This window comes from Nocardioides sp. NPDC051685 (assembly GCF_044453405.1).
Classification (GTDB): Bacteria; Actinomycetota; Actinomycetes; order Propionibacteriales; family Nocardioidaceae; genus Nocardioides.
Genome location: NZ_JBITCR010000010.1, coordinates 124,602 through 147,625, shown reverse-complemented (window position 1 = coordinate 147,625; position 23,024 = coordinate 124,602). Strand labels below are relative to the sequence as shown.

20 protein-coding genes are annotated in these 23,024 nt (G+C 69.5%); 12 read left to right on the top strand and 8 right to left on the bottom strand.

What is annotated here, in order from left to right; all coding sequences use genetic code 11:
- Positions 1 to 6: 6 nt before the first annotated feature.
- Both ACIA03_RS24215 and ACIA03_RS24210 read left to right on the top strand, forming a co-directional pair.
- Positions 7 to 927 carry a YihY/virulence factor BrkB family protein gene (locus ACIA03_RS24215; RefSeq protein WP_396987293.1) on the top strand — a complete coding sequence of 307 codons (921 nt, stop codon included), beginning with the start codon at positions 7 to 9 and terminating at the stop codon, positions 925 to 927.
- Between the two features lie 77 nt (positions 928 to 1,004).
- On the top strand, positions 1,005 to 1,229 hold the full coding sequence (locus ACIA03_RS24210) for an SCO4848 family membrane protein (protein WP_396987291.1): 225 nt from the start codon (positions 1,005 to 1,007) through the stop codon (positions 1,227 to 1,229).
- A gap of 4 nt (positions 1,230 to 1,233) precedes the next feature.
- Here the strand turns inward: ACIA03_RS24210 and ACIA03_RS24205 are convergent, their stop codons facing one another.
- Positions 1,234 to 1,689: a MarR family winged helix-turn-helix transcriptional regulator gene (locus ACIA03_RS24205; protein ID WP_396987289.1), complete on the bottom strand. Its 456-nt coding sequence runs from the start codon at positions 1,687 to 1,689 to the stop codon at positions 1,234 to 1,236.
- Between the two features lie 54 nt (positions 1,690 to 1,743).
- On the opposite strand from ACIA03_RS24205, the gene ACIA03_RS24200 reads away from it, so the two are divergent.
- On the top strand, positions 1,744 to 2,160 hold the full coding sequence (locus tag ACIA03_RS24200; RefSeq protein ID WP_396987286.1) for an organic hydroperoxide resistance protein: 417 nt from the start codon (positions 1,744 to 1,746) through the stop codon (positions 2,158 to 2,160).
- A gap of 149 nt (positions 2,161 to 2,309) precedes the next feature.
- A complete protein-coding gene (locus ACIA03_RS24195) occupies positions 2,310 to 3,371 on the top strand; it encodes a hypothetical protein (RefSeq protein ID WP_396987284.1) in 1,062 nt (353 codons plus the stop codon).
- 153 nt (positions 3,372 to 3,524) lie between these two features.
- On the opposite strand, the gene ACIA03_RS24190 is transcribed toward ACIA03_RS24195, so the two are convergent.
- The 4 genes from ACIA03_RS24190 to ACIA03_RS24175 all read right to left on the bottom strand — a co-directional run bounded on the left by ACIA03_RS24190 (position 3,525) and on the right by ACIA03_RS24175 (position 8,339).
- The gene (locus tag ACIA03_RS24190; protein ID WP_045549993.1) at positions 3,525 to 4,265 is read right to left on the bottom strand and encodes a succinate dehydrogenase/fumarate reductase iron-sulfur subunit; all 741 of its coding nucleotides are present in this window, start codon (positions 4,263 to 4,265) and stop codon (positions 3,525 to 3,527) included.
- A complete protein-coding gene (locus tag ACIA03_RS24185; protein ID WP_396987282.1) occupies positions 4,262 to 6,316 on the bottom strand; it encodes a fumarate reductase/succinate dehydrogenase flavoprotein subunit in 2,055 nt (684 codons plus the stop codon). The genes ACIA03_RS24190 and ACIA03_RS24185 overlap by 4 nt, the downstream gene beginning before the upstream one ends.
- Before the next feature lie 13 nt (positions 6,317 to 6,329).
- Positions 6,330 to 7,049 (bottom strand): succinate dehydrogenase cytochrome b subunit, encoded by a 720-nt coding sequence (locus ACIA03_RS24180; protein WP_396987280.1) that lies wholly within the window; start codon positions 7,047 to 7,049, stop codon positions 6,330 to 6,332.
- A 108-nt stretch (positions 7,050 to 7,157) separates the two neighbouring features.
- Positions 7,158 to 8,339, bottom strand: coding sequence for a glycosyltransferase (locus ACIA03_RS24175; RefSeq protein ID WP_396987278.1), 1,182 nt, complete (start codon positions 8,337 to 8,339; stop codon positions 7,158 to 7,160).
- A gap of 101 nt (positions 8,340 to 8,440) precedes the next feature.
- On the opposite strand from ACIA03_RS24175, the gene ACIA03_RS24170 reads away from it, so the two are divergent.
- Genes ACIA03_RS24170 through ACIA03_RS24160 form a run of 3 tightly spaced genes read left to right on the top strand, consistent with a single transcriptional unit; the run spans position 8,441 to position 11,961 of the window.
- Entirely contained in the window at positions 8,441 to 10,018 is a 1,578-nt protein-coding gene (locus tag ACIA03_RS24170; RefSeq protein ID WP_396987276.1) for a sulfatase-like hydrolase/transferase, read from the top strand.
- 48 nt (positions 10,019 to 10,066) lie between these two features.
- A complete protein-coding gene (locus ACIA03_RS24165) occupies positions 10,067 to 11,611 on the top strand; it encodes a sulfatase-like hydrolase/transferase (protein WP_396987274.1) in 1,545 nt (514 codons plus the stop codon).
- On the top strand, positions 11,608 to 11,961 hold the full coding sequence (locus ACIA03_RS24160; RefSeq protein WP_396987272.1) for a DUF1707 domain-containing protein: 354 nt from the start codon (positions 11,608 to 11,610) through the stop codon (positions 11,959 to 11,961). The genes ACIA03_RS24165 and ACIA03_RS24160 overlap by 4 nt, the downstream gene beginning before the upstream one ends.
- Positions 11,962 to 11,986: 25 nt before the next feature.
- On the opposite strand, the gene ACIA03_RS24155 is transcribed toward ACIA03_RS24160, so the two are convergent.
- The gene (locus ACIA03_RS24155; protein WP_396987270.1) at positions 11,987 to 12,418 is read right to left on the bottom strand and encodes a hypothetical protein; all 432 of its coding nucleotides are present in this window, start codon (positions 12,416 to 12,418) and stop codon (positions 11,987 to 11,989) included.
- 89 nt (positions 12,419 to 12,507) lie between these two features.
- Between ACIA03_RS24155 and ACIA03_RS24150 the strand changes: the two genes are divergently transcribed.
- The 5 genes from ACIA03_RS24150 to ACIA03_RS24130 are packed head-to-tail and all read left to right on the top strand — an operon-like array spanning position 12,508 to position 20,392.
- Positions 12,508 to 14,283 carry a methylmalonyl-CoA mutase family protein gene (locus ACIA03_RS24150; RefSeq protein WP_396987268.1) on the top strand — a complete coding sequence of 592 codons (1,776 nt, stop codon included), beginning with the start codon at positions 12,508 to 12,510 and terminating at the stop codon, positions 14,281 to 14,283.
- A complete protein-coding gene (gene scpA, locus ACIA03_RS24145) occupies positions 14,280 to 16,475 on the top strand; it encodes a methylmalonyl-CoA mutase (RefSeq protein ID WP_396987266.1) in 2,196 nt (731 codons plus the stop codon). The genes ACIA03_RS24150 and scpA overlap by 4 nt, the downstream gene beginning before the upstream one ends.
- 52 nt (positions 16,476 to 16,527) lie before the next feature.
- Positions 16,528 to 18,195 (top strand): protein kinase, encoded by a 1,668-nt coding sequence (locus ACIA03_RS24140; protein WP_396987264.1) that lies wholly within the window; start codon positions 16,528 to 16,530, stop codon positions 18,193 to 18,195.
- A gap of 13 nt (positions 18,196 to 18,208) precedes the next feature.
- Positions 18,209 to 19,207: a methylmalonyl Co-A mutase-associated GTPase MeaB gene (meaB, locus tag ACIA03_RS24135; protein WP_396987262.1), complete on the top strand. Its 999-nt coding sequence runs from the start codon at positions 18,209 to 18,211 to the stop codon at positions 19,205 to 19,207.
- A 12-nt stretch (positions 19,208 to 19,219) separates the two neighbouring features.
- Positions 19,220 to 20,392 carry an amidohydrolase gene (locus ACIA03_RS24130; RefSeq protein ID WP_396987260.1) on the top strand — a complete coding sequence of 391 codons (1,173 nt, stop codon included), beginning with the start codon at positions 19,220 to 19,222 and terminating at the stop codon, positions 20,390 to 20,392.
- 7 nt (positions 20,393 to 20,399) lie between these two features.
- On the opposite strand, the gene ACIA03_RS24125 is transcribed toward ACIA03_RS24130, so the two are convergent.
- Both ACIA03_RS24125 and ACIA03_RS24120 read right to left on the bottom strand, forming a co-directional pair.
- Positions 20,400 to 21,683 (bottom strand): ABC transporter permease, encoded by a 1,284-nt coding sequence (locus tag ACIA03_RS24125; protein WP_396987258.1) that lies wholly within the window; start codon positions 21,681 to 21,683, stop codon positions 20,400 to 20,402.
- 5 nt (positions 21,684 to 21,688) lie between these two features.
- On the bottom strand, positions 21,689 to 22,960 hold the full coding sequence (locus ACIA03_RS24120; protein ID WP_396987256.1) for an ABC transporter permease: 1,272 nt from the start codon (positions 22,958 to 22,960) through the stop codon (positions 21,689 to 21,691).
- Positions 22,961 to 23,024 lie beyond the last annotated feature (64 nt).

Here is a 23,024-nt window from a genome sequence, read left to right as displayed (position 1 = left end):
CTCGGGATGCTCAAGGAGAAGATCAAGGCGAAGATCGCCGAGCTGCGGGCTCGCTTCCCGGCACTGGACCGGGTGGTGCGCACGCAGGAGCACTACGGCGAGGTGGGCGCGTCCCAGCAGGCCGGCGCGATCACCTACTTCGGCTTCCTGTCGACCTTCCCGATCCTCGCGCTCGCGTTCTTCGCCGTCGGCCAGATCGCCAAGGTCTACGCCGGTGCCGAGAGCGACCTCGTCGACGCGATCGACCAGGTCCTGCCCGGGCTGGTCGGCGACGGAGCCGGGCAGCTGAAGATCGCCGACATCGAGAGCGCCGCCGGTGCGGTCGGAATCGTCGGTGCCTTCGGTCTGCTCTACGCCGGGCTCGGCTTCGTCGACGGCCTGCGCAACGCGCTCCAGGCGGTCTTCCTGGTGCCCGAGGAGGAGCAGCCGGGCTTCCTCGCGGCCAAGGCCCGCGATCTGGTCGCGCTGATCGGCCTCGGCCTGATCCTGCTCGTGGCGGTGGCGTTCACCGGCCTCATCCGCACCTTCTCGGTCAACGTCCTGGACTGGATCGGCCTCGACGAAGGCTTCGGCTGGCTGATCGTGCTCCTCACCCTGGTGCTCGGCCTGGCGGCCAACACCGTGCTCTTCTTCTCGATGTTCCACCTGGCTCCGCAGAAGGACACCCCGAAGGGGCCCCTGTGGGCCGGTGCGCTGCTCGGCGCGGTCGGGTTCGAGATCCTCAAGCAGGCCTCGGCCCTGCTGCTGAAGGCCACCCAGGGCCAGCCCGCCTTCCAGGCCTTCGGCATCGCCCTCATCCTGGTCGTCTGGATCCACTACACCTCGATGGTGATCCTGTACGCCGCCTCCTACGCCCACGTCCGGGCGACCCCGGCCGAGTCGACAACCGATGATCCGGAGAGCTCCGATCGGTCTGCCGGCGAGTAACGGACGGAAACTCCCAGGACTGTGCGAGAGGTGGGCCGAACGTGAGGGTGTGGACGCTCGATGAGAGAGTCATACCCATGAAGCTCGAGAAGACTGACGGCGCGCTCCTCCTCGTCATCGGGGTCTGGACGATCGCGATCTGGACCAACTTCGGCCGCAACCTCGTCAAGACTGCCAAGGACCCGGAGCAGACCCGGCCCAAGCCCTACTACGTCGCCCACGCGGTGCTCGTGGTCGTCGACGTGCTCCTCGGTGGTCTGCTGATCAAGCTCGGTGTGCAGCGCCTGCTGACCCGGGGATAGATCCCTAGGCGGACTCGGCCGTGTCGAGGTGGTCGACCAGCTCGGTGAGCTGGTCGCGCAGCGCGAGCGCCTCGTCACGGGTGATCCCCATCGACGCTCCGAGCTGCTGCGGCACGCCCGAGACCCGCTCCTCCAGGGCCCTGCCCTCATCGGTCAGGCTGACCAGCACCCGGCGCTCGTCGCCGGGGTCGCGGTCGCGGCTTACCAGGCCGGCGGCCTCGAGTCGCTTGAGCAGCGGCGTCAGGGTGCCGGAGTCGAGCCGTAGCCGCTGGCCGAGGGCGGTCACCGAGAGCGGCTCGTCGCTCTCCCAGAGCAACAGCATCACCAGATACTGCGGATAGGTCAGCCCGGTCCCCTTGAGCAGCGTCACATAGCGCTTCGTGACGGCTCGGGTCGCTGCGTACAGCGGGAAGCAGAGCTGAAGGTCGAGCGCGAGCTGCGGATAGGTACGTCCGGACACATCTCTCAGTCTACTCCCTTGCACTATTAAGTTGTGCACAATATAGTTGTGCACATGACTCCTCTCTACACGGCTACCGCAATCAGCACCGGCGACGCCCGCAACGGCCACGTCCAGTCCACCGACGGCCTCATCGACGCCGATGTCCGCGTCCCCAAGGAGATGGGTGGCGAGGGCGGTGCCACCAACCCCGAGCAGCTCTTCGCCGCCGGCTACGCCGCATGCTTCCACTCGGCGCTCAAGCTGGTCGCCGGCAAGGCCAAGGTCGACATGACCGACTCCGAGGTCGTCGCCGACGTGAGCATCGGCAACAACGGTGAGGGCGGCTTCGGCCTCGCCGTGCAGCTCGAGGTGACCATCCCCGGCGCCGACGCCGCGACCGCTCAGCAGCTCACCGAGCAGGCCCACCAGGTCTGCCCCTACTCGAACGCCACCCGCGGCAACATCGAGGTCAAGCTCACCGTCGCCTGACCCCCCATCCGATACGACGGGACGTTTTTGTCGCTCTACCTGCGAGTAACCGACAAGAACGTCCCGTCGTATTCGAGTCTTGGGTCAGTTATCCACAGGGGCGGCGGTATGGGGGTGTGGTTCGGGCGGGTCTGGATCACTATCCGGGTATGACTTCTCGGACTGGTCGGTTTCGGCCGGCGCCTCACGGCGACCGGGTGCCTGGGCTCGTCGCTCCCGTACGCGTGGATCCGACGGGGGAGCGTGGGCCGACGCCCCGCCAGGTGCGGGGTTCGGCGTGGCGCCGAACAGGACCTGGTCTGTACGTCCCGGCCGCTGTCGACTCCGGACGGCCGCAGCAACGGGTGCTGGAGGCTGCCACGGAGATCCCCGGCGGTCACGTCACCGGATGGGCTGCCTTCGCGTGGTCCGGAGCGCGTTGGTTCGACGGTTTCGACGGGAACGGCGATGCGAGGCCGGTCCCGATCGTCGTCACCAACCATCGCTACCGGCCGCGGCCGGGCATCCTGCTCTCGGCCGAGCGTCTGCCGCTCGGTCAGTGGTACGTCCTCGACGGCGTCAACGGAACCCATCCGCTGCGGTCGGCGGCCTTCGAGGCGCGTCGAGCGACCACGCTCCGACGCGCGGTGGTCGCGCTCGACATGGCGCTGCACACCGACAGAGTCTCCATCGCCGAGATGGTCGAGTATGCAGGCACGCTCAGCGGCTGGTACGGAGTCGAACAGCTCCGGCAGGCCATCGCCCTCGCCGACGAGAACAGCTGGTCACCGATGGAGCCCGAGATGCGTCTGCACTGGCAGCTCGATCTCGGGCTACCGCACCCGCTGTGCAACCATCCGGTCTTCGACCTCGTCGGAAATCACCTCGGGACCCCGGACCTGCTGGACGTCGAGGCAGGCGTCGTCGGCGAGTACGACGGAGGTCTCCACCTCGCGGGCGAGCGGCGGGCCAGCGACATCCAGCGGGAGAGTCTGTTCCGCGGCGTCGGACTGGAGTACGTCACGATGACCTCGGTGGACCGGCGTGATCCCACACAGTTCTTGCGACGTACGAAGGAAGCGCGGGCCAGAGCGCTGGAGCACCGGACCGGGACCGATCGCCGATGGACGGTCGATCCACCTGACTGGTGGACACCCACGGTCACGGTCGAGCAGCGGCGCGCCCTGACCGCCTCGCAACGTGAACGCCTCCTCCGAAACCGGGCAGCCTGAGGCGCCCCTGTCGGATACGACGGGACGTTCCTGTCGCTCTACCCGCAAGTAACCGACAAGAACGTCCCGTCGTACCGCGCGCTCCCGTCTGCTCACGCACAAGGGCCGCCCTCCGACAGCGGGAAGGCGGCCCTTGGGTGGATCCAGAGAACGTCAGCCGAGGATCATCGACTTGCGCAGGTCCTTGTTGAGCTGGGAGATCACGTCGAGCGGGATCTCCTTGGGGCAGGCGGCGGCGCACTCACCGATGTTGGTGCAACCACCGAAACCCTCGGCGTCGTGCTGGCCGACCATGGACTGCACGCGGGAGTAGCGCTCCGGCTGGCCCTGCGGCAGCTCGCCGAGGTGGGTGATCTTCGCGCCGAGGAACAGCGACGCGGAGCCGTTGGGGCAGGCGGCGACGCAGGCGCCGCAGCCGATGCAGGTGGCCGTGTTGAACGCCCGCATGGCCTTGTCGCGCGGCGCCGGCACCGAGTTGGCCTCGGGGGCCGAGCCGGTGTTGGCCGAGATGTAGCCGCCGTTCTGGATGATCCGGTCGAACGCGGAGCGGTCGACGATCAGGTCCTTGACGATCGGGAACGACGTGGCGCGCCACGGCTCGATGGTGATCGTGTCGCCGTCCTTGAACGAGCGCATGTGCAGCTGGCAGGTCGTGGTGACCTCCGGGCCGTGCGCCTCGCCGTTGATCATCAGCGAACACATGCCGCAGATGCCCTCGCGACAGTCCGAGTCGAACGCGACCGGCTCCTCGTCGTTGTGCAGGAGCTGCTCGTTGAGCAGGTCGAGCATCTCGAGGAACGACATGTCCGAGGAGACGCCGTCCAGCTCGTACGTCTTGAGCGCACCCTTCTCGGACGCGTTGGCCTGCCGCCAGATCTTGAGGGTGAGCTTCACTTGTACGACCTCTGCTTCATCTCGATGGCGGTGTAGATCAGGTCTTCCTTGTGGAGGATCGGGGCGCCGTCCTCGCCACCGAACTCCCAGGCCGCGACGTAGGCGAACTCGTCGTCGTGACGCATCGCCTCGCCGTCCTCGGTCTGCGACTCGGCCCGGAAGTGGCCGCCGCAGGACTCGCGCCGGTTGAGCGCGTCGATGCACATGAGCTCTCCGAGCTCGATGAAGTCGGCGACACGGCCGGCCTTCTCGAGGTCCTGGTTGAGGGAGTCGGCCGAGCCGAGGACCTTGACGTTGGTCCAGAACTCCTTCTTGAGCTCGCGGATCAGGCCGATGGCCTTCTTGAGGCCCTCCTCGGTCCGCTCCATGCCGCAGTACTCCCACATGATCAGGCCGAGCTCCTTGTGGATCGACTCGACCGAGCGGGTGCCGTTGATGGACATGAACTTGTCGATCCGCTCCTGGACCGCCTGCTTCGCCTCGACGACCGCCGGGTGGTCCTCGGAGATGGCCTCGAACGGACCGTCGGCGAGGTAGTCGCGGATGGTGTTCGGGAGCACGAAGTAGCCGTCGGCCAGACCCTGCATCAGCGCCGAGGCACCGAGGCGGTTCGCGCCGTGGTCGGAGAAGTTGGCCTCACCGGTGCAGTAGAGACCCTCGATGTTGGTCGAGAGCTCGTAGTCGACCCACAGACCGCCCATGACGTAGTGCACGGCGGGGTAGATGCGCATCGGCAGCTCGTAGGGATTCTCACCCGTGATCCGCTCGTACATGTCGAGGAGGTTGTCGTACTTCTCCTCGATCGCGGCCTTGCCGAGACGCTCGATCGCGGCACCCAGGTCGAGGTAGACGCCGCGGCGGAACTTCTTCACCGAGCCGTCGGGCTGGGTCTCGTCGACCTCCGGGCCGACACCGCGGCCCTCGTCGCACATGTACTTCGCGGCACGCGAGGCGATGTCGCGGGGGACCAGGTTTCCGAAGGACGGGTAGATCCGCTCCAGGAAGTAGTCGCGGTCCTCCTCCGGGATGTCACGCGGGTCCTTGGCGCAGTCCTCGGCCTTCTTGGGCACCCAGATGCGGCCGTCGTTACGCAGCGACTCCGACATCAGGGTCAGCTTCGACTGGTGGGCGCCGGTCACCGGGATGCAGGTCGGGTGGATCTGCGTGTAGCAGGGGTTGGCCATGTAGGCGCCCTTGCGGTGCGCACGCCACGTGGCGGTGACGTTGGACCCCATCGCGTTGGTGGAGAGGTAGAAGACGTTGCCGTAGCCGCCGGTCGCGAGGACGACCACGTCGGCCAGGTGGGTCTCGATCTCGCCGGTGACCATGTCGCGGGCGATGATGCCGCGGGCCTTGCCGTCGGCGACGATCAGCTCGAGCATCTCGTGACGCGTGAACTGCTCCACGGTGCCGGCGGCGACCTGGCGCTCCATGGCCTGGTAGGCGCCGATGAGGAGCTGCTGACCCGTCTGGCCGCGGGCGTAGAACGTACGCGACACCTGCACGCCACCGAAGGAGCGGTTGTCGAGGAGGCCGCCGTACTCACGGGCGAAGGGCACGCCCTGGGCCACGCACTGGTCGATGATGTTCACCGACTCCTCGGCGAGGCGGTAGACGTTGGACTCGCGGGCGCGGTAGTCGCCGCCCTTGACCGTGTCGTAGAAGAGCCGGTAGGCCGAGTCACCGTCGCCCTTGTAGTTCTTGGCGGCGTTGATGCCGCCCTGGGCGGCGATCGAGTGGGCGCGACGCGGGGAGTCCTGGTAGCAGAACGACTTCACGTTGTAGCCGGCCTCGCCGAGCGTGGCGGCCGCGGCGCCACCGGCCAGGCCGGTGCCGACGATGATGATCGACAGCTTGCGGCGGTTGGCCGGGTTGACCAGGCGGTTCTCGAACTTGCGGGTCGTCCAGCGCTCCGCGATCGGGCCGGTCGGGGCCTTGGGGTCGACCAGCTTGTCGCCGAGCACGTAGTAGCCCGCGGCGTCGTCGGATTTCTGGACCGGTGCCTCGTTGGTCGGGGTGAGGCCGGGCAGGTAGTGGGTTCCAGCAGCCATGTGTCAGATGTCCTTACGAGATGACGCCGAAGACGGTGAACAGGGGGACCAGCGAGAAGCCGCCGGCGACCACGATCGCGACGACCCAGCCGGCGACGCGGGCCCTGGCACGCGACTCAGCGGTGTTGGTGAACCCGAGCGTCTGGATGGCGCTGAAGGTGCCGTGGTGCAGGTGGAACGCGAGCGCGAGCATCGCGAGCAGGTAGATGATGACCATCCACCACTGCTCCGGCTGGAACGCCGAGGTCAGCAGCCGGAACGGGTTCTCGGTGACGTCAGGAGCCTGGCCGCCCTCACCCACGTTGATCTTCACGATGGTGAACTGGAGCAGGTGCCAGACGACGAAGAGGAGCAGGGCCACGCCGCCCCAGCGCATGGTGCGCGAGGAGAGCGACGAGGCCTTGTTCTTCTTCACCGCGTACTTCACCGGGCGCTGCGCGTGGGCACGCATCGAGAGCGCCACCGCCGAGCCGACGTGTGCCACCAGTGAGCCCAGGAGCACCACTCGCAGGATCCAGAGGAGGCCGCCGTACGGCAGCATCGGCTCCCCGAACGTACGCAGGTGCTCGGCATACTCGTTGTAGGCCAGCTCGCCGCTGAACGCTTTGAGGTTGCCGTACATGTGCAGGAGCACAAACAGGATGAAGACGATGCCGCTGGCCGCCATAAGGAGCTTCAGGGCGATCGTCGAGCGCGTCGACCGCGCGCCTTTGATCAGAGTCGTGGTTGCCACGGCACGCACGCTACTACCCCAGATACCCGAACTTGTACGCAGGGAGTATGTGACATTGTCGGCCGTACGTGGGCGGGCGGGGTTACCGGCGAGTATCGCAATTGTGAGTTAGGCAAGCCTAACAGCAGGACCCGGGTTCTCGGATGCGGAGCCGTGAGATCGTGAGGATCGGGTGTCGTTCAGTGTGACCAGACGGGTCAAGAGCTCGTCGACGGCATCGGTCCAGGGGCGGGTCACGGCCAGCTCCCGGCCGCGGTCGCCGAGCAGGTGCCGACGGGGGTCGGAGACCACCGAGGCGACCGCGTCGGCGAGCTCGCGGCTGCGCGCCGGGTTGTAGAGGATCCCGGTCTCCATGTGCTGGACGATCTCGGCGGCCGCGCCGGCGCGCGGGGCCGCCACCGGAACGGCGCTGGCCGCGGCCTCACGCAGGATGTGGCCGCATCCCTCCTCTTCGCCGGGGTGGACGAGCACGTCGAGCGAGGCCAGCGCGATGGCCAGGTCACCGGTGCCCAGCGGCCCGGTCAGCTTCGCCTGCGGGACCCGCTGCTCGAGCCAGCCGCGCTGGGGTCCGTCGCCGATGATGACGAGGCGGATGCCGGGCACCGCGGTGAGCTCGGCGAGGCGGCGTACGCCATGGCTCTTGGCCAGGTTGCCGGCGTAGCCGACCACGACCAGCGGTGTGGGGCGGGACTTGGCCCGGGACCAGCGGCGGTGGAGCCAGTCGTCGCGCAGGCTGGGGGAGAAGGCGGCCGCGTCGACCCCCGGCTCCCACACCTCGGCGGCGACGTCGATCGCCGCGAGCACGCGACGCAGCCACTCACTTGTGACGAAGATCTCATCGGCGTACGCCGCGACCGACGTGCTCCAGGTGAGCGCCGCCTTGGGGGAGACGACCGGAGCGAGGTCGACCGGCGAGCTTGCTCGTCCGGTCGTGCCGAGCGAGGGAGTGACCGCGCGAAGCGCGGAGATCGGGGACTGCTGGACGACCAGCGTGGTCGCCGCGGCCGCGGTCGGGGACGAGAGCGCCTTGCGACCCAGGCGGCCCGGGTCGAAGGTGATCACGACGTCCGGCTCGAAGGACTCCAGGGCGCTGCGTACCTGGCGGCCGGTCTTGGCGATCGGCGAGACCCGGACGACCCGGCTGTTGCGGTAGACAGAGAGGCCGGGGCCGGGGGCGATGAATCGCACCTCGTGTCCCGACTCGATCATGCGGTCGGCGATGGCCTTCACCGTGGTTGTGACACCATCGATGGTAGGAAAGAAGCTCTCGGTGACCAGCGCCATCTTCATGGGACCAGCGTCCTGTCCGGGGATGGCGAGAGCGCGACACGTGCGTTGATCTGGGATGAACCATCGGCACCAGCAGACGACCAGCGTGATGAGGACAATCAGTGGCGGTATCCCAACGGGTCCGGACGCTTTCGGCGGCACTCGCGGTGGCCGGTGTCGTGGGCGGAGCCATCGGGCTGGCGAGCTGTGGCCGTACGCCGTCCCAGTGGCCGTCCGCGGGGCACTCCGAGCAGCCGTCGACCGCTCCGCCTGCCTTCGAGATGCCGGTCGAGAAGCCCAACCTGCTGATGATCACGGTCGATGACCTGGCCTCCATCGACATGGACTACCTGCCGAGCGTGAAGAGGCTCGTCGGGGAGAGCGGTGTCACCTTCACCGACGCGGTCGCGCCGACGCCGATCTGCGTGCCGGCCCGCGCCTCGCTGCTCTCGGGGCAGTACGCCCACAACCACGGCGCTCACACCATCCATGGTCCCGAGGGTGGCTATTCGTCCTTCGACGACTCCGCCACCGTGGCCACCTCGCTGCAGGAGGCTGGCTACACGACCGTCTTCACCGGGAAGTACCTCAACGAGTACGGCGAGCAGGGGAGCGAGCGCGACCTGCCTCCGGGGTGGGACGAGTGGCGTGCGACCGTCGACCCGTCGACCTACAACTATCTGGGTGCGAAGTTCAACGTGAACGGCCACCTGGTGAAGCCGAAGGGCTACTCGACCACCGTCATCACCCAGCAGGCGGAGGCGGCGCTGCGGGACGCGAGGAAGAAGTCCGGGGCCGAGGCGAAGCCGTGGTTCCAGTGGGTCAACTACGTGGCGCCACACCTCGGCGGGCCCACGGAGAAGGGCGACCCGAAGCAGCGCTTCCCCGGCACCAAGGGCGCGATCGGCGTACCGGTGCCCGACAAGCAGGACCGGGACGCGTACGCCGACAAGCCGATCCCGCAGCAGCCCAACCTGTTCCCGGAGCAGCGCAAGGAGTTCCCCAAGGGGTCACCGTCCCGGAAGAACCCGTCGCAGGTCGAGAAGGACGCCTTCCGGCTCTCCTACCAGCGGCGGATCGAGTCGGCGCGCAGCCTGGACCGTAACATCGCCTCCCTGCTCGGTGGGCTGAAGAAGCGTGGCGAGCTGGCGCGCACCCTGGTCGTCTTCACCTCCGACAACGGGTTCTCGACCGGCTACCACAACTTCAACGGCAAGCTCTGGTACTACGAGGAGTCGCTGCAGATCCCGGTGCTGATGAGCGGTCCCGGCGTGCCGAAGGGGCGCAAGGTCGCGACCACGCTCACCAACCCCGACATCGCCACGACGCTGCTCGCGGCGGCCGGCGCCGACGACCCGCACGAGCCCGACGGCATCGACATCCTGCCGTGGCTGCGCGCGCCCCAGCAGACCCGCGTGGTCCCGATCGAGGCGTGGCCGACGTCCGACGGCACGTCACGGCTCTGGTCCGGCGTACGCGTGGGGCGGTGGACCTACGTCGAGCTGAGGACCGGTGGTGTCGAGCTCTACGACCGCACCGCCGACCCCTACGAGATGAACAACCTCGCCGAGGACCCTGCGTATGCCGACACGGTCTCGCAGCTGTCCGACCTGACCGAGAAGTATCGCGACTGCGCCGGCGACAGCTGCCCCAAGAAGATGTACGCCGCGGATGGACCGCTTGATCTGGCCGGGCTCTGACGCGTTAAAGTAGACTAAATAACTCGTATTACTTGGGAGTGTTTGGTCATGCCGGTCGGCAACCTGTTCACGCGTCGCAAGCGTGCTGCCGTGGCGACGGCTGCGATGAGCGCCCTCGCGGTGACCGGTCTGGTGCACGAGCCGGCCGCCGTGGCGGCGGCCCCGTCGCGTACGCCTGCTCTGGAGCGGCCGGTGGAGAAGCCGAACCTGCTGATGGTCACCGTCGACGACCTCTCCTATCTCGACATGGACTATCTGCCGCAGGTGCGGAAGCTCGTCGAGCGGACCGGGGTCTCCTTCTCCGAGGGGATCGCGCCGACGCCGATCTGCGTGCCGGCGCGGGCCTCGCTGCTGACCGGGCAGTACGCCCACAACCATGGGGCCCGCACGATCGAGGGGCCCTACGGCGGATATGCGGCCTTCGACGACTCCTCGACGGTCGCGACCTCGCTGCAGGACGCGGGCTACTCGACGATCCTGGCCGGAAAGTACCTCAACGGCTATGGGGTCGGGGAGACGCGTGGGGACGTGCCGCCGGGGTGGGACCAGTGGCGCGCGACCGTCGACCCGTCCACCTACAACTTCCGCTCGCCGAAGTTCAACGTCAACGGCGAGATCATCAAGTCCAAGGGCTACTCCTCGACCGTCATCACCCAGCATGCGAAGGCGGGGATCGCGGCCGAGCGCGGGTCGGGGAAGCCGTGGTTCACCTGGGTCAACTACGTGGCGCCGCACCACGGCGGACCGAGTGGTCCCGACGACCCGAAGAAGGTCTACCCCGGCACCGACGCCGCGCTGTCGGTGACGGTCCCGGACAGCCAGGACCGCGGGTTCTACGACGGCGTGACGATCCCGGCTCGGCCCAACCTCTTTCCCGGCGACACCTCCGGCTATGCCAAGGGCTCGCCCGGGCGCGGCAGGTTCAACCCGCGGAAGAAGGACGCGCTCCGGATCGCCTACCAGCGCCGCCTCGAGGCCATCCGCAGCCTGGACCGCAACATCGCCTCGCTCCTGGGTGGGCTGACGAAGAGCGGTGAGCTGAAGCGGACGCTGGTCGTCTTCACCTCCGACAACGGCTTCTCGAACGGCTACCACAACCTCAACGGCAAGCTGTGGCACTACGACGAGTCGCTGCGGATCCCGGTGCTGATGAGCGGTCCCGGGGTGCCACGCGGCCGGACGGTGCGGACCCCGGTCACCAACCCGGATCTCGCCGCGACCCTGCTGGCGGCGGCCGGTGCTCGGCCGCCGCGGGCGCCCGACGGGATCGACATCATGCCGTGGCTGCGCGCGCCCGAGCAGGTCCGCGCGATCCCCGTCGCCGGTTGGCGCGTCACCGACGGGAGCAGGCAGCTGTGGTCCGGCGTCCGGGTCGGCTCCTTGACCTACGCCCGCCTGCACACCGGCCAGGTCGAGGTCTACGACCGCTCCTCGGACCCCTATGAACAGCACAACCTCGCCGCCGACCCGTCGGCCGCGGAGACCGTCAAGGCCCTCGCCAGGCTCGCCGACCGCTATCAGGACTGCGCCGCCTCGACCTGCCCGAAGGACCTGTACGCCGCCGGGCGGGCCCTCGACCTGGAGGCGCTGTGACCAGGGTCGGCGACCTGGAGCGCGAGGCCGCGCGGGCGCGGCTCGTCGAGGCGTACGCCGCGGGGAGGATCGACGCGCCCGAGCTGGAGTCGCGCGCGGAGCGGGTGTGGGGCGCGGTCGGGGCCGACGAGCTCGCCGTCGTGGTCGACGACCTCGGCGAGGAGCCCGGGCGCGCACCGTCCGGGGCGGTCCCACGCTTCGTACGTGATCTCCTGGTGTTCCTGATCTGCAGCGCGATCGCCGTCGCGGTCTGGCACCTCACCGGCCGCGGCTTCTTCTGGCCGGTCTGGGTGCTGGTCTACGCGGGCCTGCCGCTGCTGCGGTTCCTGTGCCGAGTCGGCTCGTCCTGACCGAGATCGGTGCCGAGTCGGCTCGTCATGACGAGCCGACTCGGGCATCGGGCGGGACATGGCCCGCCTCGATCTCCCTCGCCAGCTCGGTGATGCGTACGCCGCTGGCGGCCCAGCTGCCGGCGCGCTCCTCGTGGATCGGGGTGAAGGCGCGGCGCACCTCGACGGTCCAGTGGCGGCCGAAGACGACCCGGGCGCCGATGGCGAAGGGGAGGATCGCGAGCAGGAGGACGAGCTCGATGCCCGTCAGGAGCACGACCACGACGACCACGACGAGGATCGGCAGCGCGATGACCAGCCAGAGCACCATGAGGATCATGCTGATCGGGTCGTCGCCGGAAGGCGCGCCGAGAGGGATCTCCAATGCGTCAAGACTCAGGCGGCGGGACTTGCGCTGCCAGGGGACCCAGCGGCGGGTGATCCGGTAGGTCTGTCCGGCTGGGGTGCGTACCTTCACGACGGTGAACGTAGCGGCGCATCTCAGTTAGCGGTTGTAAACCTCACACTTTGTGGTCACCGCCACTTCATCCGCCTAAGGTTCGATCCATGAACGACGCCGCTCGCGCCGACTCGTTGCGCCTTGCCCAGCCGGCGGATGCCCATTCCCAGGCAGAGTGGGAGGCGGCGACCGCTGCTGTCCTCCGCAAGAGCGGTCGGCTGACGGCCGACGACGCCGACTCTCTTGTCTGGGACAAGCTGACCCGCACCTCACTCGACGGACTCCGGATCGCCCCGCTCGGCCTTCCGGACACGTCCATCGCCGACGCGGCACGCCCCACGCGCTCCGGCGCCTGGGACATCCGCTCGCTCGTCTCCGGTCTGTCCGGGGTGGACGCCAAGGCGGCCAACGAGGCCGCTCTGGTCGACCTCGACGGTGGCGTCTCCTCGCTGTGGGTGGCCGCCGACGAGACCACCGACCTCGCGGTGCTCCTCGACAAGGTGCTCCTCGACCTGGCCCCGATCGTGCTCGACGCACCGATCGGTGCGGTCAAGGTCGCCCAGAACCTGCTCGCCCTGATCGCCGAGCGTGGCGCCGGGCTGCATGCCGCGACCAACCTGGGTGCCGACCCGATGGGCGCGCTGCTGCGCGACCTGCCGCTGGCACCCGACGAGGCGTTCGCCGAGCTGGTCGACCTCGCCCGCCTGGCCCAGGGGATCGGTGTGCGCGCGATCGTCGTCGACGCCACGGCTGCGCATGATCTGGGCGCGTCCGACGTGCAGGAGCTCGGCTGGTCGATCGCGGTCGGCGTCGCCTACCTGCGCGCACTGACCGAGGCCGGCTTCTCCCCGGCCGTGGCGGCGAGCCTCATCGAGTTCCGGTTCGCGGCCACCGACGAGCAGTTCCCGACGATCGCCAAGCTGCGCGCCGCCCGCCAGCTGTGGGCGCGCGTCCTCGAGCTCTCCGGCGCCGAGGGCGTCGAGATGCGCATCCATGCGGTGAGCTCGCGGCCGATGCTGTCGAAGTACGACCCCTACGTGAACATGCTGCGCGGCACCGTCGCCGCCTTCGCGGCCGGTGTCGGCGGGGCGGACGCGGTGACCGTGCTGCCCTTCGACTCCGCCAACGGTGTGCCGGACGGCTTCGGGCGCCGGATCGCCCGCAACGTGTCCCACCTGCTGATCGACGAGTCCCACGTCGCGGCCGTCGCCGACCCCGCCGGTGGCTCCTTCGCCGTCGAGCAGCTGACCGCCGACATGGCCGCCGCCGGCTGGGAGGCGTTCATCCAGATCGAGGAGGAATGGGAGCAGGGTCGCGACTTCTCGCCCTTCCGCGACCGGATCGCCGCGGTCTCCGCGGAGCGGGAGAAGGCGATCGCGCGCCGCAAGCGCCCGATCACCGGGCTCACCGAGTTCCCCAACCTCGCCGAGACGCTCCCCGAGCGTCCGGTCGACCCGCTCAACGAGCGGGTGGTGCGCTACGGCGCCTCCTTCGAGGCCCTGCGCGACACCCCCGCCGCCACCAAGGTCTTCCTGGCCACCCTCGGCACGGTTGCCCAGCACACCGCCCGGGCGACCTTCGCGACCAACCTCCTCGCCGCCGGCGGCATCGGCGTCGAGGTCGCGGGTGCGACCGCGGACGCTGAGGAACTGACCGGGAAGTACCGTGCGGCCGGCGCGCCCCCTGTCGCCTGCCTGGCCGGCTCGGACAAGACGTACGCCGAGTGGGGTGCGGCCGCGATCGCAGCCCTCCGCGAGGCCGGCGCCACACACGTGATCATCGCCGGGAAGCCCGATGCCGTCGACGCCGAGGTGGACGACGCCGCCTCGATGGGTGTCGACGCCCTCGCTTTCCTGACCGCTACGAGGGAGAAGCTCTCATGACCATCCCCAGCTCCTTCAAGGGGTTGCCGCTCAACCCCGGCGCCCCTGACATCTCGAACGCCGAAACCGGCGTGTCGGGGGACAAGATGTCAGGGGCGCGGGAGCCCTGGCTCTCCCCCGAGGGCATCGAGATCCAGCCGGCGTACGGGCCTGCCGATCTCGAGGGTCTCGACGCGCTCGACACCTTCCCGGGGCTGAGCCCGTTCCTCCGTGGGCCCTACCCGACGATGTACACGACCCAGCCGTGGACGATCCGGCAGTACGCCGGGTTCTCGACCGCGGAGGAGTCAAACGCGTTCTACCGCCGCAACCTGGCCGCCGGCCAGAAGGGCCTGAGCGTCGCCTTCGACCTGGCCACCCACCGCGGCTACGACTCCGACCACCCGCGGGTGCGCGGTGACGTCGGCATGGCGGGGGTCGCGATCGACTCCATCTACGACACCAGGACGCTGTTCGACGGCATCCCGCTGGACCAGATGTCGGTCTCGATGACCATGAACGGCGCGGTGCTGCCGGTGCTCGCGCTCTACATCGTCGCCGCTGAGGAGCAGGGTGTCCCGCCCGAGAAGCTGGCCGGGACCATCCAGAACGACATTCTGAAGGAGTTCATGGTCCGCAACACCTACATCTACCCGCCGGCGGCGTCGATGCGGATCATCGGCGACATCTTCTCCTACACCGCCGCGAAGATGCCCCGGTTCAACTCGATCTCGATCTCCGGCTACCACATGCAGGAGGCCGGGGCGACGGCCGACCTCGAGCTCGCCTACACGCTGGCCGACGGTGTCGAATACCTGCGGACCGGTCTCGCCGCGGGCCTCGACGTCGACGCCTTCGCCCCTCGCCTGAGCTTCTTCTGGGCGATCGGGATGAACTTCTTCATGGAGGTCGCCAAGATGCGCGCCGCCCGCGCGCTCTGGTCCCGGCTCGTGAGCCAGTTCGACCCGAAGAACCCCAAGTCGCTGTCCCTGCGGACGCACTCCCAGACCTCCGGCTGGTCGCTGACCGCCCAGGACGTCTTCAACAACGTCGGCCGCACCGCGATCGAGGCGATGGCCGCGACCCAGGGTCACACCCAGTCGCTGCACACCAACGCCCTCGACGAGGCGATCGCGCTGCCGACCGACTTCTCCGCCCGCATCGCCCGCAACACCCAGCTGCTCCTGCAGCAGGAGAGCGGCACCACCGAGATCATCGACCCGTGGGGCGGCTCCTACTACGTCGAGAAGCTCACCCACGACCTCGCCGAGCGCGCCTGGGCCCACATCCAGGAGGCCGAGGCGGCCGGTGGCATGGCCAAGGCCATCGAGCAGGGCATCCCGAAGATGCGCATCGAGGAGGCCGCGGCCCGCACCCAGGCGCGGCTCGACTCCGGCGCCCAGAAGCTGATCGGCGTCAACACCTTCCGGCTGCCCTCCGAGGACCCGCTCGACGTGCTCAAGGTCGACAACGACCAGGTCTACAAGCAGCAGGTCGCCAAGCTGGAGCGGCTCCGCGCGGAGCGCGACGACGAGGACGTACGCCGGGCCCTGGAGGCCATCACCAACGCGGCCGGCGCCGAGAAGTCGGGGGCGAACCTCGAGGGCAACCTGCTCGCGCTGGCCGTCGACGCGGCCCGCGCCAAGGCGACCGTCGGGGAGATCTCCGACGCGATGGAGAAGGCATGGGGGCGGCACCAGGCCGTCATCCGTACCATCTCCGGTGTGTACCGGGACGAGGCGACGACGTCGGGGGACTCCAAGGTGACCGAGGTGCTGAAGGCGACCAAGGAGTTCGAGGAGGCCGAGGGTCGCCGCCCGCGCATCCTGGTCGCGAAGATGGGCCAGGACGGCCACGACCGTGGCCAGAAGGTCGTCGTCTCGGCCTTCGCCGACCTCGGCTTCGACGTCGACGTAGGCCCGCTGTTCTCCACCCCCGAGGAGGTCGCGCAGCAGGCGGTCGACGCCGACGTACACATCGTCGGGGTCTCCTCGCTGGCTGCCGGTCACCTCACACTGCTCCCCGCGCTCAAGGCGGCGCTGGAGGAGCAGGGGCGCCCGGACATCATGATCGTCATCGGCGGCGTCATCCCGCCCGACGACGTGGCCACGCTCGAACAGATGGGCGCTGCCGCGGTCTTCCTCCCGGGCACCGTCATCGCCGACTCCGCCCTCGATCTCCTCGCTCGCCTGCGGGAACAGCTCGACCACTGATCCCTCACGAATGTCCTCGCCGGAGGCGTAGGGCTCGTCTAGCCTCAGAGCTGTGACGGACCTACGCCCCGGGCGGGCATCCGGGGACGGGCTGGTGAGGGTAGGTGCCTACGAGATCCTCACCAGGCTCGGCGAGGGCGGCATGGGCGTCGTCCACCTGGCGCGCCACGAGGAGACCGGTGAGCGGGTGGCGCTGAAGGTGCTGCGTACGCATGTCGTGGGGGACGAGGAGACCCGCGCCCGGCTGGAGCGCGAGGTGCGGTCGCTGCGGCAGGTGCGCAGCCCCTGGATCGCCGAGATCGTCGACGCCGATCCCTACGCGGACCTTCCCTACGTCGCGACCCGCTACGTGCCGGGCCCGACCTTGTACGACCGGATCAAGGACGACGGGCCCGTGCTCGGCGAGGACCGGTTCTGGCTGGCGCGCTGCCTGGCCGGCGGTGTCGCGGCCTGCCATGACGCCGGCGTGCTGCACCGCGACGTCAAGCCCTCCAACGTGGTGATGGAGGGGCGTACGCCGGTGCTCATCGACTTCGGGCTGGCCCGGGTCGCCGACGACCCTAAGATCACCCTCACCGGGTGGCTGGTCGGTACGCCGGGCTATCTGGCGCCGGAGATCCTGGAGGGGACGCCCGCGACGCCGGCGAGCGACGTGCACTCGTGGGCTGCCACGACCGCCTATGCGCTGCTGGGCAGGCCGCCGTTCGGGACCGGGCCGTCGATGGCCGTCCTGGATCGCGTACGCCGCGGCCAGCACGATCTCGACGGGATCGAGGGCTCGATGCGGGAGGTCCTGACGGCCGCGCTGGCGACGGATCCGGCCGACCGGCCAGGCCTCGAGGAGCTGCGCGAGTGGCTGATGGAGCCGGAGACACCCTGGTTCCGGGGAGAGGCCACGGCGGCGACCGAGGTGCTGCCCGTGACGCTGCCGCTGGCTGCCGCGCCGCTTGCCGCGCCGGTGGATGTGGAGCTGAAGCCGACCCTGGTCGATCCGGACGACGCCGCGACCGAGGTCGAGGAAGCGCCGGTCGAACCTCTGGTGGTGCGAAGGTTCGATCCGCAGTCGCCGCCCCCACCTGCGCCGCCGGCCGAGCCAGGCTGGAGCCCACCGAGCAAGCACGCGAACCTCAAGCGCTGGCCGGGGCCGATGCACTTCCTGATCCTGGTCGCGCTCGCCGCGATCCTGGCCGGGGTGGTCGCTGCGTACCCGTTCCTGGGCGCAGCCCTGCTCGGCCTCGGGGTCTGGCTGCTGCGGGCAGGGTCGCTGGCCGCCGACCAGCTGTCGAAGCGCCGCGAGGCGCGCGGACGGAAGTGGTACGACGGGCCGTGGGCGCTCATCCGGTCCCCGTGGGACCTGGTCCGCGCCGTCCCCGGAACGGCGGCGCTGACCGCGTTGACCGGCGTGATCGCGGCCGCCGTCGCGGTCGGCTGCCTGGCTCTCGGGCTGCCGCCGACCGTGGTGCTCTACGCCGCCGCGCTGACCTTCATGTCCGCCGCCTGGCTCGCCTCGCAACGGGTCCGCGACACCGTCGGACCGGTCGCCCGCGCGGCCTCCTCGCCCTCGGCGAGATGGGTGGTCGCCGTCGTCGGTCTGACGATCCTCGCCGCGGCCATCGCCTGGTACGCACTGCAGATGGGCGTCTCCTGGGTCCCGCTGGACGACGGACGCGCGGGGCGGCTGCCCGACGCCGTCCGCGACGCTCTGTGGCGCGCTCGCTGACATCGTCGCGCGATTGGCTAAGGTGCTGGCCATGCCAGGGCCCGACGTACAAGACCTTCTCGACGGCATCAGCGACGGCAAGCGGGCGGCGGTGTCACGGGCGATCACCTTGGTCGAGTCGACCAAGCCCCAGCACCGCGACATCGCGCGCGAGCTGCTCACCAAGCTTCCGGCCGGCGACACGGTGCGGGTCGGGATCTCCGGGGTGCCGGGTGTCGGCAAGTCGACCTTCATCGAGGCGCTCGGCAGCCGGCTGACCGCCAACGGCCTCAAGGTCGGGGTGCTGGCGGTCGACCCGTCGTCGGTACGCACCGGCGGCTCCGTCCTGGGCGACAAGACCCGCATGCAGCGGCTCTCGGTGGACCCCAACGCCTTCATCCGGCCCTCTCCGTCCGCCGGGACGCTCGGCGGGGTCGCCAGGGCGACCGTGCAGGCGATGGCGGTGCTGGAGGCCGCTGGCTACGACGTGATCCTGGTCGAGACGGTCGGCGTCGGGCAGTCCGAGGTGACCGTGGCGGGGATGGTTGACACCTTCCTGTTCCTCACCATCGCACGCACCGGCGACCAGCTGCAGGGGATCAAGAAGGGCATCCTGGAGATTTCCGACGTGATCGCGGTCAACAAGGCCGACCCCAACGACCCCCACCGCGCCCAGGAGGCGCGGGCGGCCGCGCGCGAGCTCGCCGGCGCGCTCCGGCTGGTGCGTTCCCGTGAGGAGTGGGCACCGCCGGTGATCACCGCCTCGGCGCTCCACGACGACGGGGTCGACTCGGTCTGGGAGCAGGTGATGGCCCATCGCAAGCACCTCGGCGAGGACGGGCTGCGCACCAAGCGCGCCGAGCAGCAGCTCGACTTCACCTGGGCGCTCGTCCGCGACGAGCTCGACCAGCGGCTCAAGCACTCCCCGGGCGTCAAGGCGATCCGCGACGAGGTGCGTGCCAAGGTGCTCTCCGGCGAGCTTCCGGCGACCGTGGCCGCGGACAGGATCCTGGCCGCCTACGACAAGGATTAGTCTGGCCAGACCATGGAGCCTGCTGCCTTCCTCGCCGAGCGAGTCGATGCCTACGACGCCGAGCTGACCGACCTGCGCCGGGACATCCACGCGCACCCGGAGCTGTCCTGGCAGGAGCATCGCACCACCGAGCTGATCGCCGAGCGCTTGGAGAAGGCGGGCTGGCAGATCGACCGGCCGTCCGCGACCGGTCTGATCGCAGACCTCGGCGGAGGGGACAACGTCGTCGCGCTGCGCGGCGACATGGACGCCCTGCCCGTCGACGACGTCACCACCGACATCTGGACCAGCACCGTCCCGGGGGTCGCTCATGCCTGCGGCCACGACGTACACACCACGGCGCTGCTCGGCGCCGGTCTCGCCCTGGCCGACCTGCACCGCGAGTCACCGCTGCCGGGTGGCGTACGCCTGCTGTTCCAGCCCGCCGAGGAGGTCATGCCCGGCGGGGCGCTGCACCTGATGAGCCTGGGCGCGCTCGACGACGTAGAGCGGATCTTCGCGCTGCACTGCGACCCGACCGTGGACGTCGGCCGCGTCGGGCTCCGCTCCGGCGCGCTGACCAGCGCGGCCGACCTGATCGAGGTGAACCTCAGCGGTACCGGTGGTCACACCTCACGCCCGCACCTGACCGGCGACCTGGTCTTCGCGCTCGCCAAGGTGACCACCGAGCTGCCGGTGATCCTGAGCCGTCGGATGGATCCGCGGGCCGGCGTGAGCGTGGTCTGGGGCAAGGTCACAGCCGGCCAGATCCACAACGTGATCCCCGCCCACGGCTCGGTGGGGGGCACGGTGCGCATCCTCGACAGCGACGCCTGGAGCGAGGTCGAGCACGTGGTGCGCGAGGTCGTCGCCGAGATCATCGCGCCCTACGGGGTGACGGCCGCGGTCGACTACACCCGGGGTGTCCCGCCGGTGAGCAATGACGAGGAGTCCCACCAGATCCTCGTCGACACGGTCCGCGAGGTGCTGGGAGAGCGGGGCGCGGTCGTCTCCGCGCAGAGCCTCGGCGGCGAGGACTTCGGGTGGTATCAGGAGCAGGTCGCGGGGTCGATGTTCCGGCTCGGTGTACGCACCCCCGGCGGCCCCACCTACGACCTCCACCAGGGCGACCTGCGCATCGACGAACGAGCGGTGGGCGTCGGCGCCAAGGTCCTGGCCGCCGCCGCCCACCGCGCGCTGGTGTAGCTCTCCTCTAGCCCTTCCGGTAGGGCACCCCGTCGGCGGCGGGGGCACGCGAGTTCCCGACCAGCCCGGCGACCGCGAAGATCGTCACGACGTAGGGCAGCATCAGCATGAACTGCGACGGCACCGGCGAGCCGATGACCGAGAGCACGGACTCGACGTTGGACGCGAAGCCGAAGAGCAGCGCCGCCAGCGTCGCCTTGATCGGGTCCCACTTGCCGAAGATCACCGCGGCCAGCGCGATGTAGCCCGCACCGCCGGTCATCTCGCGCCCGAAGGACGGCACCGAGACGAGGGTGTAGGTCGCCCCGCCGATGCCCGCGATCGCGCCGGCCAGCAGCACGGTGCGGTAGCGGGTGGCGATCACGTTGATGCCCACGGTGTCGGCCGCCTTCGGGTGCTCACCGACCGCGCGCACGCGCAGGCCCCACTTGGAGCGGTAGAGCGCCCAAGCGACCAGGAAGACCGCGGCGTACATCATGTAGACCAGCACCGTCTGCCGGAAGAAGATCGGGCCGAGCACCGGGACGCCCGACAGCAGCGGGATCTCCAGCCGCGGGAAGTGGGGCGGGTTGTTGAGCGCCGCCGAGTTCTCCGAGAGCACCTGGGAGAACATGAAGCTGGTGAAGCCGATCACGAGCACGTTGAGGACGACGCCGACGATGACCTGCTCGACCCAGTAGGTGATCGCGAAGAGGCCCAGGAGCAGCGCGACCAGCATCCCCGCGATCATCGCGGCGATGAGGCCGACCCACGGCGAACCGGTGAGGGAGGCGGCGATCGCGGCGCCGAAGGCGCCGAAGAGCAGCTGTCCGTCGATGGCGATGTTGACGACACCCGCCCGCTCGCCGAGTACGCCACCCAGCGCACCGAACACGAGCGGCACCGCCAGCGCGAGCGCGCCGGCGAGCAGGCCGACCACGGGAAGGGTCTTGCCCGCGACCGCCCAGGCCATGAAGCCGGACACCGCGAAGACCGCGAAGGCCGAGACCAGCACCAGGGGAGTCTTGCGGCCGGAGCGGGCGTTCCAGGCTGCGTACGCCGTGCAGAGCAGGCACAGCGCCACGGCCGTCCACACGATGCCGTTGGCGGGCAGCGAGATGTCCGGGATGGTGAACCAGTCACCGTCCCGGCTCCACCGGAAGGTGGAGTCCCCGGAACGGGGGCGGATCAGGACGAGCAGCGCCACCAGCACGGTGAACGCGGCCATGACGCCGGGCGTCTTCCACAGCCCGGGGACGCGCTCGGCGACGGTTGGTGCGTCGGAGTTGACCGGAAGATCGACGGTAGACACGGTCCTCAGGCCTCCTTCGTGGGGAGTCGGAAGATCGCCTTCACCAAGGGTGGTGCGGCGAGGAAGAGCACGATCAGGGACTGGATGACCAGGACGATGTCGACCGGAATGCCCTCGGAGGCCTGCATGAAGAAGCCACCGGACTTGAACGCACCGAACAGGATCCCCGCGGCCAGGATGCCGAACGGGCGTGAGCGTCCCAGCAGCGCGACGGTGATCGCGTCGAAGCCGATCCCGGCGTCGAGCCCGCTGGTCGCGCCGTCGGTCACCGAGCCGAGGACCTGGTTGACGCCGGCCAGCCCGACCAGGGCACCGGAGATCAGGAAGGCGCTGGTGTAGGCGACACCGACGTTGATGCCGGCCGCCCTCGCCGCCGAGGGGTTCTCGCCCACGGCACGGAACCGGTAGCCGAGCGAGGAGCGGTTGAGGATCCACCAGACCAGGAAGGTCGCCAGCACCGCGAGCAGGAACCCGGCGTGGAGGTTGAACTGCGGGCCGAGGATGTCCGGCAGGATCGCCGACTCCGGCATCGGCGCGGACTTCGGGTTGCCCGAGCCGGGCGCCTGGAGCAGCGACTTGCGGGTCAGCGCGTAGAAGACCAGGTAGTAGCCGACGTAGTTGAGCATGATCGTGACGATCACCTCGTGGGCCCCGGTGAGCGCCTTGAGGATGCCGGGGATCCCGCCCCACAGGGCGGCGACCAGGGCGCCGACGAGGATCGCCAGCGGCAGGTGCACGATCATCGGCAGGTCGAGCTTGACCGCGACGAACGCGGCCGCCGAGCCGCCGAGCAGCATCTGACCACGGCCACCGATGTTGAAGAGCCCGGCGCGGAAGGTCAGGCCGATGCCGAGTCCGGCCAGCGTCAGCGGTGCGGCGAACTTCAGCGTCTCGGTGATCGGCTTGATCTGCTGGACGAACGTGCCGCCCAGGTCGTTGAAGACGGCACCCCGCCACAGCGAGACGTACGCCCCCGAGATCGCCTCCCACGCGTAGTAGAACGTGTCGGAGGGGCGGGCGAAGAAGTAGGAGAGCCCGTAGCGGACGTCCTCGTCGGTGAAGAGGATCATCAGCGACCCGAAGAACATCGCGAGCAGCACCGAGAGCACCGCGACGAGCGCGTTGCCCGTGGTGATCTCCCGCAGCGCCAGGTGCCAGCGGCTCGCCTCGGGCACCAGGTCGGCGTCGGAGGACGCCCTCACCGCCTCCGCCTGCTCGGTGGGCTCTGCCGTCTCCGTCGTCTCGGCCGGCTCGTTCTCCGGCCCCTTCTCGCTCACGCCGCCACCTCCGTAGCGCAGGCGCCAGAATACGGACGCGACGGCGTGATGATCGTTTGGTTCG